Below are 17,312 nucleotides of genomic sequence, written 5' to 3' on the forward strand. Positions count from 1 at the left end.
TGTTGCATTTTCCGTCCCCGCCGCCGTCGTTTACGACCTGTTAACCATGTTGCGCAAGGATCGGCCCCAAATCACGAACGATCGCCCTCATCGCACGAACGCCGCGACGGATCGTTGTAAAAGGGTTGATGGAGAACAGGCATGGCTCTCAAGGTTGAGCTCAAACCGCACGAACGCATCATCGTCGGCAATTCGGTGATCACCAACACCGACCAGCGCGCCCGCCTCCTGATCGACGGCGAGAACGTGCCGATCCTGCGCGAGCGCGACATCCTCACGCCGGAGACCGCCGACACGCCGGCCAAGCTCGTCTATCTCGCGGTCCAGCTCATGTACATCTCGCCGGATCCGCAGAGCCAGCACGGCACCTATTTCAACCTGGTGCGCGACATCATCACTGCGGTGCCGAGCGCCTGGCCGATCATCGAAAGCATCAACAACAACATCATGAGCGGCGATCTCTACCGCGCGCTGAAGGATGCCCGCAAGCTGATCGCCTATGAAGAGAAGCTGCGGGACCAGTACCAAGCGACGCATCCCAAGGGCAACGTCAGCTCGGCCGCCTGATCGGCGCGCATCAGCCTACCCAAATGACAACGGCCCCGGATCATCTCCGGGGCCGTTGTCGTTTCGCCTGCGTTCCTGGTCACTGCGCCGCCAGCGGCGGCGCCTCGACCTCGATCAGACCGTCGCCGGTCCGCCGCGCGCCGAACTCCAGCACCGCAGCCACAAGCGCGTCGATGTCCGTCTCGTCGGTACGGTGATTGACGATGGCAGCGCGGATCGCGAACCTGCCGTCCAGCGTCGTGCTCGAGGGCGCCGCAACGCCGGACTCCTGGACATCGGCGACGATCTCGCGATTGACCGCATCGTCGGCGCGGTAGCGGAAGCAGACGACGTTGAGGTTCACCGGCGCCAGCAATTCCAGCCGCGGCTCGGCCAGCACGCGCGTCTCCAGATATTTCGCCAGCGCGCAGCTTCGCGCGATCACCGCGCCCAGCCGGTCGGTGCCGAACGTCTTCAGCGTGAACCAGGTCTTCAGCGCGCGGAAGCCGCGCGACAGGTCGGGTCCGAGATCGCAGGGCCAGACCGCGCCCGCCGCAAGCCCCCTCGCCTCGCGGCGCAGATAGGCCGCCGGCTGCGCAAAGGCCTGCCGGTGCAGCTCGCCGTCGCGCACCAGCAGGAAGCCGGCGTCGTAGGGCACCTGCCCCCATTTATGGAAGTCGAGCGCAATGGAATCGGCGAGCTCGATGCCGCCGAGCATGGGCGCGAGCTCGGGCGAGAAGATCGCGAGCGCCCCGAAGGCGCCATCGACGTGAAACCAGATTCTCTCCTCGCGGCACAGTTCAGCGATGGCCTTGAGGTCGTCGATCGCACCGATATCGACCGTGCCGGCGGATGCGACGACGAGAAACGGCTTGAAGCCGACCTCGCGGTCGACAGCGATCTGCGCGCGCAGCGCATCGACGTCGATGCGATGATCGGCATCGACATCGATCTTGCGCAGCGCATCGGTGCCGAGCCCGGCAATGTCCATCGCCCTGGAGACACAGCCATGCGCCGCCTGCGACGTGTAGGCCGTGAGCAGCGCGCCGTCATTGCCGACGCCGTGCTGCCGCGCCGGCGTACCGAGCGCGCTCGTGCGCGCCACCAGCACCGCCATCAAATTGGCCATCGACGTGCCCGTGACGAAGATGCCGCTCGCACTCTCCGGGAAATCAAACAGGCGCCGCATCCACGCGACGATCTGGCGCTCGACTTCGATCGGCATGTGATCGCGTCCGCCGAGATTGGCATTGAGGCCGGCTGCGAGCATCTCCGCGAGCATGCCGACCGCGGTGCCGCCGCCATGCACCCAGCCCATGAACCCGGGATGGACGTTGCCGGTCGCATAGGGCGCGACATGCTCGGCGAATTCGCGATAGACATCGGCAAGGTCGCTCGCCTCGCGCGGCACGTCGGCGTTCAATGCCGCGCGGATGCCGTCGGGAATCGGCTGCCATACCGGCCGCGCGCGGACATTGGCGATGCCGTCGATCGCCTCGTCCAGCATGCGATGGGCGAGCGTGCGAAATCCGCTCCAGTCCTGCGGATCGAGCGAAGCCTGCGCGACGGAGCCTTGCGCGTTGCGGATGATCTCGTTCATGCTGCGCTTGCCTTGCCTTCTCTTGCGTGCCGCGACAGCATCGCCGTGAACGCGGCAAAGATCTTGCGCATCTGCGGCGGCTTGTACGGAAACACGACCGGCGAATCCATGTTGTGCACGACGGCGGTGTTGTCGGCTTCGAAGACCAGCAGCTCGCGGTCCTGGTTCTCGGCGCAATCGACGATGAAATAATCGAGACCGACTCGCCGGCTCATCTCGTCGAGTGCGGTCTTGTGGCGCACGGCGAAGGCGTGGTCGAAGTCCAGCATGAAGACGGCCTCTTCAGCCCGCTTCTCCTCGCTGAATGCCATGTAGGCGTTGAGATACCAGATGTCCCAGCGATCGGCGATTGCCATGTGGCAGGCGTAGGGCTTGCCGTCGACCATCGCGAGACGATATTTGCGGTAGAGTCCGTCGGGGCTCGCATAATCGACGAAGCGCGCGACGAAGAAATCCTGTTCCTCGCGCTCGGCGAGATAGGCCGCGAGCGCCGGCGCATCGTCGAGTTTCGCGAGCCCGACACCGGCATGCGTGCCGCGCGGCCGCGCGATCATCGGAAAGCGCAATTCGCCGGCGATGTCCTCGCAAGCGATCCGGCCCTGCGCGAGATCCGTCAATTGCGCGCGCGTCGCGTGGATGGTCGATGGAATCTCGAGACCGGGGATGCCCGCCAGCAGCCGATACAGCTTGTCGCGATCGAGGCTGCCGATGAGATCGGGGCGATTGAGCAGCGGACGCGGCCAGTGCGGTGCGGCCTTTTCGATCAAGGCCAGCGTTTCCCGGCATTCCTCGGAATCGGATGCGACCACGATGGCAACGTCGTGATCGGGCAACGTTTCAGGCAAGCCGACATCCTTGGTCACGTAGAGCGTCAGCAGCTCGAAATCGGAGCCTTCGAGCAGGAATTCGATCGGCGTGTTGCCGCCCATGTCGATGTCGGCCGCTAGCGCAAGCACGCGCAAGCCGGGCCTTGGAGCCGCAGCGGGCGTGCGAAACAATTGATGGAAGGTCAGCACCTCCGACTGGATCGCCAGCCCCGCCGCCTTGTCGCCGAGTAGCTGGACGATCAGCGATAGGTCAAGGCCTTCGCCCGCGTGCGCGGCTCCTTCCGTGATCCGCGTGACGAGCTGATCGCGCAATGGCTGCAGATCGACACCTTCGAAGGCCTGGCGCGTCAGCTGCGCAAAGCCGATGCGGTCGGCATAGTTCGGCACGGTCACGCCGATCGGCGCGGAAACTGGATGCTGCATCTCATACCTCGAACGCGGACTTTTCCGGCGCGGTTGCGGCTGCGCCGCGGTCAAGCAGCAGCTCGATCTTCACCAGGACATGGGCGATACGATCGAGCAGGTGCTGCACATTGCGTTGCGCTTGCGCCATATCCGGCGACCAGGCCTCGGTCACGAGCCGGGCGCCGACGCAGAGGCGCAGCACGGCCTGCGGCGCATCGCCCGACCGCTCCAGCCGGACCGGCTGACCGATCAGGCTGCGCTGAACGGCGACCTCCCGGTCCGCCGAGCTGCCGCTGATCTCGTCGTTCAGGTCACGCCGCAGCGCCCGATGGACGGCGCCGGTCTCGGCCATCGAGACCGGCTTGCCGTCGCGCAGCAGCATGAACGGAAAGATCGTGGCGTGCGCGAACTCCTCGTCGTCCCCGGCAGTCATCTCGGTCGCCGTTGGAACGGGTTGAAGCGACGGCGACAGCGCGATCATGCTGTCGATGCCGGCGGCAAGCTCGGCCAGCACCCTGACGCGGAAAGCTCCGGGCACGGCGTAGTAGCTGCCGATCTCCGCGAGCGCCGCCTCCCAGCGCAGCCATTGTCCGAAATTCGGCCGGCGCTCGAAGCGTGAGCGCAACGCCGTCCAGGCCTTCGGCCAATCGCAGCGACCGGCATAGTCGAAGAAGCCCGGCGCGATCCCCTCAATGCGGTCGAGCGACCGCGAAAACCCTTTCGGCGCCAGCAACGCGCCGCTGAAGGCAGGGCCGCCGAAGAATTTCGAGCCGGTGATCAGCACCATGTAGCCGCGGTCGAGATAGGAGCGCAGCCGGCGGCGGCCGAGCCGCGCCTGACAGGCGTCGACGACGACCTGAACCTTGCGCGGCCAGCGCCGCGCGATCTCGTCGAGACAGGCCACGCTCGGTGCGCGCCAGCCGAGCTTCGAGGAATCCATGATCTGAAGCAGCACGGGCGCACCTTGCGCGATCGTCGCTTCGATCGCCTCCAGCACCGCGGCATCGGCGTCGGCGCGCATCGCGATCCCCGGCCCGGTCCGAAGCAGCGGCAACGGCACACTGGCGCCGGCGAGCCCGGCAACCGCGCCATCCTTACGCACGGCAACGCCGCTCGCCGTCATGGAGCTGAAGTGGTGACCGCGCGCGGTATGGGCCGTGCCGCTACCGGTCTGGTCGGCGCCTACCACGATCGTCACTGGCGGGGCGCCGAGCACCGCACGCGCCAGGAACAGGGCGTGAAGCTGGGAATCGGTGCCAGACGGCGAGAACACGACGTCGACGCGCGGCGAGAGCTGGAGATGGCCGCGCAACTCCTCGCGCATGCCCTCGCAGCGCGCATCGAAGGCGATCTCGACCTCGTCGAACAGGCACCTGTGCATCAGCTCTTCGCGCGCCCGCGCGGCGCGGTCATAGGCGAATTGGGAGATCGTCGATGCCGTCGAGGAGGCGAAATTCCAGATCTCCGGTTCCGGCGAGGCCGCACAGCCATAGGCGTTGACGCGATCCCCAGCGTCGAGCGCCAGCCGCGGATCTCCGCCGGAGACGAGAAGCGTGTCCAGCGGCGTGAAGAGATCGCGCAGGCGGTAGCGCGAGCCGCCGTCGAATGTGCGCTCGGGGACTGACAGACCGGATGCGCCGGCGCTCATCCCGGAAGGCTCACGCCGCATCGGCAGCTGCCGCGGGCGCGGCTGCGAATTGCGAGGCGATCTCGCCGTGGAACACCGACGGCCCGACGTGATCCAGCGAGCTCTCGATGTCGGCCCAGATCTCGCCGCCGATGTCGGTCCAGCGCTTGCAGAAGGCGAAGTCCTCGGAGAGATACGTCCCGGTCGCCGGATCGATCATGCATTCGAACAGCGCGAAGCGGTTCTGGCTTGCCGCCAGCGTGTCGTGCGAATGCTCGCGGAAGAATTGCAGGCCGGCATAGTTGGGATGGCGGCACATCGCCTCCAGCACGTGGCGGCGGATCATCAGGAAGCCGGTGCCGGCGTAGCGCACGCGGGTAAAACCGTTGACCACCACGATGCGGTCGGGATCCTCGATCTCGAGCACATAATCGAGCGCGGCCGCCGGCACATCCGCGCGGCCGGACTCGATCGCCCGCCTCGCCTTGTCCCAGTTGACCCGCTTGATCGGATAGCAGCCGGCGACGACATCCGCGCCGCATTCGATCAGCCGGAACACCTGTTCGGGCTTGAAGCCGATGTCGGCGTCGATGAACAGGAAATGGGTCGCCTTTGGATCGTCGAGGAACATCGCGGCCAGATTGGCCCGCGCGCGCGTGATCAGCGCATCGCCGTCGCGCAAGAGCACCTTGAGCTCGAGATTGGACATGCCGTGCACGGCGCGCTGGAGCGCGAAGATCGAGCTCGCATAAATGCTCGAGACCTGCCCGCCGAAGCACGGCGTGGCCACCACCAGCTGCATCTTGTCCGACATCGACGGCCCCCGCCCGCTCAACTCCTCACCAAAAGGTAAAGAGGCATGGTTAACGGCGTCTTAATGCGCCGTTACAGGAACTTGACGAGCGAGAGCTGCGCGAGGTTCGAGGTGACCTGGTAGGACGCCTGAAGCGCGTTCTGGAGCGACAGGATCTCGCTCGCCACCTGGTCCGGCGAGGCCGATTCCGCCTGGTCGATGATGGACTGGAGCTGCGCCTTGGCCTGGGTCTGGCGCGTGCTGGCGTCCTTCATCGTGTTCTGGGCCATCGCGAGGTCCGTCTGGATGTCCTCGAGGTGCTGCTGGCCGGGCTGCTTCGTCAGCGACTGCGTCACCCGCAGGCTCAGCGCGGAGACCTGCCCGCCCGCATACTGGCTGGTCGGCGAGGTCGAGAACGTCCCGAACACGGCGATCGCCTGCAATTGCTGGCGGATCGCGTCCTCGTTGGCCTGCGCGCCATATTGCACCGTGACTGAATCATCGACCCGCGCCATCGCCGTGGAGCGCGGCGAGCCGGGCCCGTCATTGCCGGTGTACCATTTCACGGTATTGGCCGAGCCGTTGACCAGCGTCGTCGCCGAACTCGCCGGTGAAGAACCGACGCGCAATGGCGGCTGCGTCGCGGTGACTGGCGTCGAGCCGAAACCGAGCGCGTTGAGTGCGCCCGTGTTCGAGGTCGTGATGTTGAGGCTCGCCGCGTCGTCCGTGTTGATCGTGATCGAGCCGCCATGCACGGTCGAAGGCTTCGACGTGCCCGTGATCTGGTCGATCTTGCTCATCAGCGTCTGGATGCTGTCGCCGACATTGAGCTGGTTGCCGGTTGCGCCCGAATTGACAAAGGTCAGCGTGGTGCCGTTCACGGTGATGGTGTCACCGGCGGCGAAGCCCGGCGAGATCGAATTCGAGGGGCTCGCGCCGGACAGCGCCGTTGCTCCGCTGATCGGCGCCGGCGGGGCCGCCTGGTTGTTGACGGGCGCACCGATGGCGGAGCTTGCGGTGTTGAAGAAATTGTCGCCGGCCGTGATCGCGGATGCCGCGACAAGCGAGGTGTTGGCGAGCTTCGTGATCGCGGTGTTCAATGCCGTATTGAGGTTCGCGGCCGTGTTGCCGGGAGTTGTCGCGTCAATCGCGAAGCTGCCGATCGGCGTCGGCGTGGCCGTGGACGCGGTCAGGTCGATCTGCTCGGTTGAGCCGTCCGGCAAGGTGAACTGAACGCTCAGCTTGTCGCCGTCGTTCGGGTTGACGCCGTTCAGATCGACCGAGAACGACACCGGCGAGCCGCTCGGACCGGTCACGGTCGCGCCGGTCAGCGTCGAGGACACGGCCTTGATCTTCAGCCCGAACGGCGATCCCGCGACGTCTTCCGACACCTTGACCGAGCTCGCCGTCGGCTGCGTCTGCACCAGCCGTCCCATGCCGTTGGCACCGAGGTCGGCGGCCTGGCGTTCCGCCATGACGGTCTTGAAGCCCGCCTGCGTGGTCGTGCCGTTGATGATGTCGCCGGCATTGGCAACCGACTGCGTGTTGAACGCCGTCCCGGAGAACAGATAGCGGTTGCCGGACTGCGTGTTGAGAACGCCGACCATCGAGCCGAACTGCGATGCGGCCGTGTTCTGCGCGACGGTCTGTCCGTTGACGTTGAGATCCTGCGCGGTGCTCGCGGAACCGGTCTGCACCGTGTTGCGGATCGTCGTGAGCGACTGGAGCGCGGTATTGGCGAGGTTGATGTTCACGTTCACGTTCGTGATCGTGTCGGTATAGGCGGCGATGTTGGAGAGCTGCGAGCGCCCGGCGATCGCAAAGCCCTCGTTGGTGCCCATCCCGGAATAGTTCTGCGACAGCTTGCCGGTCGCGAGCTGCGTCGACAGGTCGGTGAGCTGCTGATTGATGTTGCGGATCTGCGCGCCGAGGACCGACGAAGAGTAGTTGATGCTGCTGATCGACATCTTTCAGAACCCTGTACTGGTTACACTTGAGCCTGGATCAACGTATTCATCATGCTCTGCACCACCGACATCACGTGGGCGTTAGCGGCATAGGCATTCTGGAGCTGGATCAGGTTCGACATCTCCGAGTCCAGATTGACGCTGGAGGTCGAGTCGAACTTCGCCTGGAGCGTCGAGACCACGACGCTCTGGCCCTGCTGGAGCTGGGTCGCCTGGGTCGATGCGTTGGCCTGGATGCTCAGGAACTGCTGCAGGTAGTTCGAGACGCTGCCGGTGAAGGGCTGGTTCGCCGAGCCGAGGCCGGTCGTCGGTGAATAGGAAAACACCGCATTGGTGAGCTGCGAATAGAGATAATCCGAGCGCGTGGTATCGCCGGCGGGCGTCACCGGCGAGGTGTTGTAGACGGACAGCCGCGTGGGATCGCTGACCAGCTGCGTGTTCACGGCGATGCGCCCGGCAAGGCCGGTTATCTGCGAGCCCGAGGCGGTGATCGCACCGGTGTAGAGCGCCTGCCCGCCGTCGGTGAACACCGCCAGCTGCGGGCTGCCCGAAGTCAGCGACGAGATCGTCTTGGTGGTCGAGGCCGAATTGACCTGGGCAAGGCCGGTATTGTCATCGGTCACCCGCAGCGTCGTGGCCGTCGCCGGCGACGGCGCGGCGGAGAACGTCAGGTGCGAGCCTGAGAGCGCGGTGTTGAGTGCAGCGGCGATCGCACTCATGCCGCCGGAGAAATTGACGCCCACCCGCATCGGGTTGGCATTGGTGGCGTTCTGGAGCGGCAGCGCCGCCGGGTCGGTCACGTTGACGAGCGTGATCTGGCGCTGGGTGTTGGTCGCCGTGTCCTTGTAGGTGATGTTGACCGTATTGCCCGGCTGCGCACCGGCAAGGTCGAGATCGAATCCGGCCGGCGGGCCCGAGACCGTGCTGCCGGCCGTGGTCTTGTCCGACAGCGCGCTCGACATCGTCGCGGCGAGCTGGTCGATCTGGTCCTGCGCCTGCACCAGCGTCTGGTCGCGCAGCTTCAGGTCGGCCGCGATCTGGCCGGAGGAGACCACGTTGTTGGCGACGACGTCGAGCTGCGAGCCGTTCGGCAGCTTGATGTTGAGCGCACCGACGCCGGACTTGGCGGGATCGCTGTTGTAGAGCGAGGTCGCCGACAGCGCGCCGGCAGAGGCAAAGGTGAATTGCGAGGCGAGCCCGGCGCCGACCAGCTGGATACCGGTGGTGGTGTAGATGTTGGCCTGATTCGAACCGTCGGTGGTGACGCGAACGTCGACATATTTCGACAGCGTGTTGATGGCCTGGTCGCGCTGGTCCATCAGCGTCGCGGCGGACGGGTCGTTTGCCGACAAGCCCTGGAGCTTGGTGTTGATGTCGGCGACCTTCTGCATCGCCGCGTTGGCCTGCTGTGCCGACGTGCCGAGATCCTGCTCAACATTGGAGCGCAGCGACTGGATGCCCTTGGTGGTCACGTTGAGCTGCTGGGCCAGGGCCTGCGCCGCGCCGAGGGCAACCGTCTGCGCCGACGACGAGCCCGCGCTGGTCGACAGCGCCTGCAACGCCGTGGTGAAATTGTTCAGCGCGGTTTCGAGCGTGCCGCTGTTGCCGGGCGTGCCATAGACACTCTGAAGCTGCTTCAGGATGTTGGCCATCTGGTCGGCGTAACCGCTGCCGCCGGTCTCGGTGCGCAGCTGGTTCTGCACAAAGGTGTCGAGCTCCCGGCTGACGCCGGTCGTCATCGCCGTCGAGCCGAAATCGCCGGTGGAGACCTCGATCTGGTTCGGCCTCTGGACGACGTAACCCGGCGTCTGCGAATTTGCAACGTTCGAGGAGACGATCGAGAGCGCGGCCTGGTTGGCACGCAGACCGCTCATCGCACTGGCGAGGGCTGAACTCAAACCCATATCACTGGCCGCCTTTGGTTACGTCACGCGCCGATCAGCGCAACACGTTCAAGAGATCCTGCACCATCGAATTCGCCGTCGTGATCACCTTGGTGTTGGCCGAATAGGCCTGCTGGGTCACGATCAGCTTGGTGAATTCGTCAGCGATGTCGGTGTTCGAGCCTTCCAGCGACGAGCCGCTGATGCTGCCCGACGCGCCGTCGATCGCTGTGCCCGACTGTTCGGTCGCCGCGTAGGCGCCGCCGTCGAGGGCCTTGAGGTAATTGGTGCCGTTGAAGTGCGACAGCGAGACCTGTGCGAGGTTGAGGTTCTGGCCGTTGGAGAAGGTGCCGACCACGAGGCCGCTGTTGTTGACGGCAACCGAGCGGAGCTGACCGGCGGCGTAGCCGTTCTGCGTGATGGTGTTGATCGTCACAGCGCCGCTGGTGCTGGCATATTGCGTCAGCCCGCCCGAGGACATGTTGAAGGCGACCGAGCCGAGCGACTGGCCGCTGACGCTGACATTGTTGATGGTGATGCCCGATCCGCTCGGCGAGGTCAGCGAGCCGTCGGCGGCGAAGGTGAAGGCCTGCCCGGTGTTGACCCAGCCGACCGTCGTGCCGGTTGCATTCGGATCGGTCTGGTAGAACAGATTCCAGGTGTCGGAATGGCCGGTACCCAGCGAGGCGCTGTCGGTCTTGGCCCAACGCAGCTGCAGGTTCACCGGCGTGCCCGCGGCGTTGTAGGCGGTGACCGCACCGCCGCTGATCGATTCCTTGGTGAACGTGGCGATGTCGTTGCCGATCACGCCGCCGGTGCCCGCCGTGCCGCCACCGCCGCGGTTCTTGGAAACGGACGCCGTGAAGCCGAGTGCGGCGAAGGCGCTGGAGTTGTTGCTGGTCACCGTCAAGGTGGGATTGGCGATACCGGTATTCAGGGTGATCACGCCGTTGCTGATCGAAGAACCGCTCGCACCACTGAGCGTGTCGATCCTCTGGAGCAAGGTCGCGATGTCGTCAGTGATGTTGATCTGGTTCGGAGCAACAGCACCGGAGGCCACGAAGGTGATCGTATTGGCGGCTCCCGTGCCATTGACCTGGATCGTGTTGCCGACCTGGAAGGGCGTCGAGAGCACTTCCGGCCCGCCGGGCGTCGCGGTGCCGCCGAGCTGTGTACCACTCGTAATCGCGGGGGTGGACAGCACGTTACCGCCGCGCGTCACGCTGCTGACGCCGAGCAATCCTGCCGCAGTGCCGCCGATCGTCACGTCGGCCGTGGTGCTGCTCGTGATCTGGATGTTGCCGCTGGCGGTCAGCGTCACGCTGGTGGTGGGGACGCCGGCTCCAGACGCGATCGCGTTGAGGACATCCGACATCAGTGCGCTGGTGGGCGACTTCAGACCAATCGTGGTGACGGCCGGGGGGCCTGCGACCGTCGAGACGCCCGAGACGGTGTTGTCGAAGTTGATTGTCTGGTTGTTGACCGTCAACGACTTGCCGGCCAGGTTGGTGAGAAGGCTGGTGTTGAGATGCGTGGCCAAGCCGGCATCGAGAGACGTGCTGCCAGTTGCCGCCGCCGAAGCGTTGTCCTGCAGTGCGACCGAGCCAGTCGCGGTCGTCGCCGTATAGGCCGAGCGCAGATTGCCGGTGGCCGCCGCGCCGGAGACCGTCGCATTCGAATAGGGCGGCGGCGGCGTGCCGACGATCAGCGGGTTGGCGGCGAAATCGGACGGGTTCAGGCCGCCGGCCGCCAGCAGCGTGCCGCTCGCCGCGGTCGAGCTCGCCGCCGTGTTCGGCACGCTCGGCAGGTTCGCGGCGTACTGGATCGAGGTTGTCGCCTGTGCCGGGATGAAGTTGTTCTGGAATTTCAGGACGGACGCCACATTGCCGGTCGGGTTGCCGGTCTTGGGGTCGACCGTGACGCCCATCAGGTAGTAGCCGGCGCCATTGACGAGATTCCCGTTCGAATTGAGCTGGAAGTCGCCGCGGCGGGTGTAGTAGGTGACGCCGCTGAACTGCGGCAAGTTGTCGACGACGCTAGTCGCCTTCTGGATCGAGAAGAAGCCGTCGCCGGTGATCGCCATGTTGGTCGCGACGGAGGAGGATGAGATCGTACCCTGCGTGGTGATGGTGGCCTTGGCGTTGGCCGTCACGCCGCCCGCGACCTGCTTGCTCGGCACCGAGGCATCGGGAATGAGATCGACGAAGCTGGTGCCGATGCCCTTGTAACCGGTGGTGGATGAGTTCGCGATGTTGCCGGAAATGTTCTGCAGCGCGTAGGACTGCGCCTGCAGGCCACCCACCGAGGTGTTCATTGCATCGAAGATACCCATAACTTTGTCTCCAGATCCGATCTCGGCGGCCGGTCGACCATGGCCGCAGTCGGAAGAGACAGTCGCAAGGGCTATGCCAATGCGGGTATTCTCGGGAAATCAATGACTTGAATGGGAAAGCCCGGGTCCGATGACCGGGGCACAATTGCCGGGCCGGCAACAATTGCCGGGGCGATTGCCGTTCCGGAGCGATGCGTCAGCATCGAATCCGGAACCTCGAGATTCTCAGGTGCGCAATTGCGCACCAGAGTTCGGTCCTGCGGACCGCCCCGGAATGACGAGGAGAAAAGCTACGTGGCCGACGCGGCGGCCGGGTGGAAGACCAGCCCGAAACCGTCGATGCAATAGCGCAATCCGGTCGGCTTCGGACCGTCGTCGAAGACGTGGCCGAGATGGCCGCCGCAGCGCCGGCAATGCACTTCGGTGCGCACCATGCCGAAGGTGCGGTCCTCGGTCTTGCCGACATTGCCTTCGATCGGCTGGTAGAAGCTCGGCCAACCCGTGCCGCTCTCGAACTTGGTCTCGGACGAGAACAACGGCAGGTCGCAGCCGGCGCAGGCGAAGATGCCCTTGCGGTGCTCCTTGAGCAGCGGGCTGGAGCCCGGCCTTTCGGTGCCCTCCTTGCGGAGGATTTCATATTGCTGCGGTGTGAGTTGAGCGCGCCACTCGGCGTCCGTCTTCTCGATCTCGAATTTTTGCGTGGCCTTCTCTCCGGCCTCGGCAGGCGTTCCTCTCAGCCAGCGGAAGGCCGAAAGGCCGAACAGGCCGGCAACAGTCGTCAGCAGGATGCGGCGATCAAACATCTCATTCTCCGTGCGCGGGGAGTCCACGCCCTGAGATACGGGCTCTAACGGCCGACGTTACACGTCCGGGCGGGGTTTTTCTCAACTTATTGCGAGACGGGGTCGCCCTGCGGAGCCGGTTCCACGCCCTCGGCGGCAGGTTTCGGCGGAGGGGCCGGCCGCGGCCGGACGCCCGGCGGCGGACGGCGAGGACCGGTACCGGCGGCCCGGTTGGCTTCGGCCAGCCGCGCCTCGCGTTCCCGGTCCTTGACCCGGGCACGCTCGCGGTAGCGGGCGAGCGAGCCTGCGGCGGCGGAACTCGCCCTGCCCCAAACTCCCACCAATTGGCCCGCGACCCGTCCGGTCGTGCCGCCCGCCCAGACCAGCTCGAATGGCGAGAACAGCTTCCAGCGGTCGTCGCCCCACAAAATGCTGCGCGCGATCAGCTGCCCAGCCATGGCCGAGGTGTTCATGCCCTGGCGGCCGAACCCGCTTGCCACCCACAGGCCTTTGCGCAACTGGCCGATCTGCGGCATGCCGTGCACGGTTTGGCCGGTGGCGCCGCCAAACATGTCGGTAATCTCGACATCGCCGAACTCGGGGAAAATCGATCTGATCCGCCGCCTGACCGCGCCCGCAAAGCGCTGCGGACGCACGGCCCAGGTGGTCTCGGGGCTTTCCCACATCAGGCGGTCGCCGTCGACGACACGGAAATGGTCGACCCCGTCGGAATCCATCACCGATCCCTTGAACGCCACGATCTCGTGCACGCGCTCGCCGAGCGGCGCGGTAATCCCGGCATAGCGCCAGACCGGCAGCAGCGTCTCCGACAGGCGCCTCAAGGGCGCGCCGAGGTGGATGTTGCCGGCGAGCACGATGTGGGTGGCGCGCAGCCGCGCCGAGGGCGTGACGATGCGCTTGCGGATGCCGGAATGATCGATGCTGACGACCGGCGTCTCCTCGAAGATGCGCGCTCCCGCCCGCCGCGCCAGCGCTGCGAGGCCGTGCACATATTTGCGGCCGTCGAGCTGGAACGCCCGGGGATAATAGACGCCGTGGAAGTAACGGTCGGTCTTGAGCACCTCGCGGACGCGATCCACCTGCCAGCCCTCGACCTCCGTGTCGAAATCCTCGTGGAGCATCTGCAACCGGCTGATCAGCCGGTCGCCGGCATCGACGTTGGAGACCTCCAGCACGCCATCGCTCGGGCCAATGCCGGGCATGTTCTCTTCGGTGGCGTTGGCCCGGACGAACTCGGCGCCCTCCTTCGCCAGCGTCCACAATTCGCGCGCGTCCTCGAAGCCGATGCGCTCGATCAAATCGGCGAGGGGCAGCGCAAAGCCCGGCAGCACGGTGCCGAGCTGGTTTCCGGACGCGTTCCAGCCGACATGGCGGCCCTCGAGCACCGCGACGCTGGCTCCGAGCCGCGCTGCCTCCAGCGCGATGGAGAGCCCGGCAAGCCCGGCCCCGATCACGCAGATGTCGGCATCAAGATCAAACGACAGTCGCGTGCGTTCACGAAAGCCGGCTTCTTCCTGGGACACGCTTGTGAAAGTCTCGCTCATGTCGTTTTCTTAAAGGACCGATCGGGCCCTTGTCACCTTGTCCTCAACCGGCGCCTGTAGATTATTCTGGACGCGTAACGATTCGAGAATGCCATGCGCCGTTTGATGCTGCTGCGTCACGCCAAGACCGAGACTGACGCGCCGAGCGGCCGTGACCAGGATCGTCGCCTCGACGACCGCGGCCACAAGGACGCGGCGCAGATCGGGGATTGGCTCGCCACCCATCCCCCCTTCCCCAAGGCCGTGCTGGTGTCGCACGCCGTCCGGGCCCGGCAGACCTGGGACATTGCCTGGGAGACGATGAAGGACCGCGTCGCGGCGCCGCAAGTGGAGGTCCTGCCCGAACTCTACGGCGCCGATCCCGCCCAGATCCTGGAATCCATTCGCACTGCAACCGTTCCGGCCAACCCGAAGCAGTTGCTGCTGGTGGGCCACAATCCCGGCATGCACGAGGCCGCGCTGATGCTGATGGGGGGCGGCGATCCGGCCGGCGCCAAGGCGCTAGCTCACAATCTGCCCACGTCGGGGCTTGCGATCTTCGACTTTGACGTCAAGGATTGGGGTGACGTGGCCTACCGCCGCGGCAAACTGGTGCTGTTCGTCAGCCCCAAGCTGCTTCGATCGGGTTGAGACGCGCGGGGCGCGCCGTTTCGACCACTTGATCCAGCTTGGTCAATTGGGAGGCGCAGATGTTCAAGTCCATCCTCGTGCCCATCGACCTCGCCGACACCGATCTGGCCAAGCCGGCGCTTGCGACCGCGGTAACGTTGTCGCAGACTTGGAGCGGATCGATACGGCTGCTCAACGTGCTGCCGATGACGCCGGTGATGCTCGCCGAATACGTGCCGGCCGATTTCGACGAGCAGCAGCGGCAGACCTCCGAGGAAGCGCTCGCCATCGTCGCGCGGGAGTCAGGCATCGAGACGGGGCGCATTTCCAGCGTGGTGCGCCAGGGCGGCATCTACCACGAGATCCTGGAGGAAGCCGTGCACATGAAGGCCGACCTGATCGTGATGACCTCGCACCGGCCGGCGATGCGCACCTATTTCCTCGGTTCCAACGCCGGGCACGTCGTGCGCTACGCCAAGTGCTCGGTGCTGGTGGTCAGGCATTGATCGCCACAACAAACGCCGTCATTGCGAGCGCAGCGAAGCAATGACGATGCGGAGGCATTGTCACCACGCCCGGACTTGCCAGGCGTGGTAGCCGAATGAACTTACAGATACCGCGTCAGCTCGGCCTTGAACTGCCCGTAGACGGCGTCCTCGATCTGGCTGCGCGTGATCCCGATGTCGCGCAAGGCGTGGTCGTCGAGCTCGTTCAGCGTCTTGACGGCAGAGCGGCGCTCCAGGCGGTCGAACAGCGCATGAGCGAGGTTGGCGAGCGTGCTGAAAAATCCGCCCGACGAGGATGGGCGTAAACTCCGCCCGGCAGTTTGCGAGATCGTGGTCATTTTTCTTCTCCGGCCTATTGTCCGCGCAGCGAAGCAGGTGCCGTTGGCGCGGACGCTGTGAGCGCCTGCACCTCATTTGCCATCGGATTGCTCTCGCTCTCCTCGGCTCAATCGCGGAACTTGATGGAACTTAAATGCTCCAGTACACTACTCGGAGCAAGTAAAACATTGCTCTCGGTGCAATAATGTCCAAGTTCGAATACGTGAAGCTTGCCGATGCCATTGCGGCCGATATCACTAAAGGCACGTTAAGGCCCGGCGACCGGCTGCCGCCACAGCGCAATTTTGCCTATGACCGCGGCATCGCGGTCTCGACCGCGAGCCGGGTTTATACGGAGTTGCTTCGCCGCGGGCTCGTCGTCGGCGAGGTCGGCCGCGGCACCTTCATCTCCGGCGACATCAAGCGCGAGGTCGAGGCGTTGAGCGAGCCGCGCGACGCGCGGATCGATTTCGAGGTCAATTATCCGTTACTGCCGCAGCAATGGGCGATGATTGCCAAGAGCCTTGCCGGGCTCGAGCGCGTCGATGCGCTCGAATCCGCCCTGCGCGTCTCGACCAGTACCGGCACCAAGAGCGCGCGCACTGCGGCCGTCGCCTATCTCGCGCGCAAGGATTTCACGCCGCAGGCCGAGCAGATCGTCTTCACCGCCAACGGCAAGCAGTCGCTCGCCGCCGCGCTCGCCGCCCTCGTTCCCACCGGCGGCCGCTGCGGCGTCGAGGCGCTGACCTACCCTTACGTCAAGAGCATCGCGGCGCGGCTCGGCGTGACGTTGGTCCCGATTCCGATGGACGAATACGGCGCGCGTCCCGATGCGATCCAGAAGGCGCATCGCGAAGCGCATCTGTCGGCGCTGTATCTCCAGCCCATCATCCAGAACCCGCTCGGCGTCACCATGAACGCAACGCGGCGCGCCGACATCATGCGCGTCGCCGAGAAGCTCGATCTCACCATCATCGAGGACGCCGTCTACGGCTTCCTCGCCGACGATACGCCGCTCGCGACTCTCGGGCCGGACCGTTGTATCGTGATCGACAGCCTGTCCAAGAAGGTCGCACCGGGCCTCGCGCTCGGCATCCTCGTAACCCCGCCGCATCTGCGCGAGAGCGTGATGAGCGCGGTCCGGACCGGCGGCTGGATCGCCTCGGGCCATGCGCTGGCGTCCGGGCAGCGGCTGATGGCCGACGGCACCGTCGCCGAGCTGACTCGGCTGAAACGGATCGACGCTGCGCGCCGACAGCAGACCGCGACAAGGCTGCTTGCCGGCTACCAGATCGCGGCCGACGCGCGCTCCTATCATTTGTGGCTGACGCTGCCGCCACACTGGCGCTCGCAGACCTTCGTCGCCGCAGCAGCCCGGCGCGGCATCGCACTGACGCCATCCTCGACGTTTGCAATTGCGCACGGACATGCACCGAACGCGGTGCGGCTCGCGCTCGCCCCACCCTCGCTCGAGCAGCTCGATTCCGGCCTGCGCACGCTCGTGTCGCTGCTCGGCACCAAGGAAGAGGATTTCGACTCGACGGAGTAGCTT

General features: G+C 65.6%; 14 protein-coding genes. 4 read left to right on the forward strand and 10 right to left on the reverse strand.

Features of this window, described 5'->3' with window-relative positions; all coding sequences use genetic code 11:
- Positions 1-141 precede the first annotated feature (141 nt).
- The gene (flbT, locus tag AB7008_RS33495) at positions 142-567 is read left to right on the forward strand and encodes a flagellar biosynthesis repressor FlbT (RefSeq protein ID WP_014493988.1); all 426 of its coding nucleotides are present in this window, start codon (positions 142-144) and stop codon (positions 565-567) included.
- 79 nt (positions 568-646) lie between these two features.
- On the opposite strand, the gene AB7008_RS33500 is transcribed toward flbT, so the two are convergent.
- The 9 genes from AB7008_RS33500 to AB7008_RS33540 form a co-directional block, all read right to left on the reverse strand.
- Entirely contained in the window at positions 647-2,146 is a 1,500-nt protein-coding gene (locus AB7008_RS33500; RefSeq protein ID WP_441260168.1) for a pyridoxal phosphate-dependent decarboxylase family protein, read from the reverse strand.
- Positions 2,143-3,396, reverse strand: coding sequence for an ATP-grasp domain-containing protein (locus AB7008_RS33505; RefSeq protein ID WP_441260169.1), 1,254 nt, complete (start codon positions 3,394-3,396; stop codon positions 2,143-2,145). The genes AB7008_RS33500 and AB7008_RS33505 overlap by 4 nt, the downstream gene beginning before the upstream one ends.
- 1 nt (position 3,397) lies before the next feature.
- A complete protein-coding gene (locus AB7008_RS33510; RefSeq protein ID WP_304490553.1) occupies positions 3,398-5,047 on the reverse strand; it encodes a hypothetical protein in 1,650 nt (549 codons plus the stop codon).
- Positions 5,037-5,819: a hypothetical protein gene (locus tag AB7008_RS33515; RefSeq protein ID WP_304490554.1), complete on the reverse strand. Its 783-nt coding sequence runs from the start codon at positions 5,817-5,819 to the stop codon at positions 5,037-5,039. Before AB7008_RS33515 ends, AB7008_RS33510 begins: the two co-directional genes overlap by 11 nt.
- A 71-nt stretch (positions 5,820-5,890) precedes the next feature.
- The gene (locus AB7008_RS33520; protein WP_028158307.1) at positions 5,891-7,765 is read right to left on the reverse strand and encodes a flagellar protein; all 1,875 of its coding nucleotides are present in this window, start codon (positions 7,763-7,765) and stop codon (positions 5,891-5,893) included.
- Positions 7,766-7,785: 20 nt separating this feature from the next.
- The gene (gene flgK, locus AB7008_RS33525; protein WP_441260170.1) at positions 7,786-9,669 is read right to left on the reverse strand and encodes a flagellar hook-associated protein FlgK; all 1,884 of its coding nucleotides are present in this window, start codon (positions 9,667-9,669) and stop codon (positions 7,786-7,788) included.
- 34 nt (positions 9,670-9,703) lie between these two features.
- Entirely contained in the window at positions 9,704-11,980 is a 2,277-nt protein-coding gene (locus AB7008_RS33530) for a flagellar hook-basal body complex protein (protein WP_028158305.1), read from the reverse strand.
- A gap of 290 nt (positions 11,981-12,270) precedes the next feature.
- Positions 12,271-12,783, reverse strand: a complete 513-nt coding sequence (gene msrB, locus AB7008_RS33535) for a peptide-methionine (R)-S-oxide reductase MsrB (RefSeq protein ID WP_028148532.1) — start codon at positions 12,781-12,783, stop codon at positions 12,271-12,273.
- A gap of 86 nt (positions 12,784-12,869) precedes the next feature.
- Positions 12,870-14,327 carry an NAD(P)/FAD-dependent oxidoreductase gene (locus AB7008_RS33540; protein ID WP_441260171.1) on the reverse strand — a complete coding sequence of 486 codons (1,458 nt, stop codon included), beginning with the start codon at positions 14,325-14,327 and terminating at the stop codon, positions 12,870-12,872.
- Between the two features lie 93 nt (positions 14,328-14,420).
- On the opposite strand from AB7008_RS33540, the gene AB7008_RS33545 reads away from it, so the two are divergent.
- Both AB7008_RS33545 and AB7008_RS33550 read left to right on the forward strand, forming a co-directional pair.
- Complete coding sequence (locus tag AB7008_RS33545; protein WP_038956013.1) at positions 14,421-14,957, forward strand: SixA phosphatase family protein; 537 nt, start codon at positions 14,421-14,423, stop codon at positions 14,955-14,957.
- 59 nt (positions 14,958-15,016) lie between these two features.
- Positions 15,017-15,442 carry a universal stress protein gene (locus tag AB7008_RS33550; RefSeq protein WP_028148535.1) on the forward strand — a complete coding sequence of 142 codons (426 nt, stop codon included), beginning with the start codon at positions 15,017-15,019 and terminating at the stop codon, positions 15,440-15,442.
- A gap of 101 nt (positions 15,443-15,543) precedes the next feature.
- Here AB7008_RS33550 and AB7008_RS33555 read toward each other — a convergent pair whose 3' ends face one another.
- Positions 15,544-15,780 carry a DUF1127 domain-containing protein gene (locus tag AB7008_RS33555; RefSeq protein WP_014493976.1) on the reverse strand — a complete coding sequence of 79 codons (237 nt, stop codon included), beginning with the start codon at positions 15,778-15,780 and terminating at the stop codon, positions 15,544-15,546.
- A gap of 185 nt (positions 15,781-15,965) precedes the next feature.
- Here AB7008_RS33555 and AB7008_RS33560 point away from each other — a divergent pair, with 185 nt between their 5' ends.
- The gene (locus AB7008_RS33560; protein WP_441260172.1) at positions 15,966-17,309 is read left to right on the forward strand and encodes a PLP-dependent aminotransferase family protein; all 1,344 of its coding nucleotides are present in this window, start codon (positions 15,966-15,968) and stop codon (positions 17,307-17,309) included.
- Positions 17,310-17,312: the final 3 nt, after the last annotated feature.

The organism is Bradyrhizobium sp. 521_C7_N1_3, from assembly GCF_052075975.1.
Lineage (GTDB): Bacteria > Pseudomonadota > Alphaproteobacteria > Rhizobiales > Xanthobacteraceae > Bradyrhizobium > Bradyrhizobium japonicum.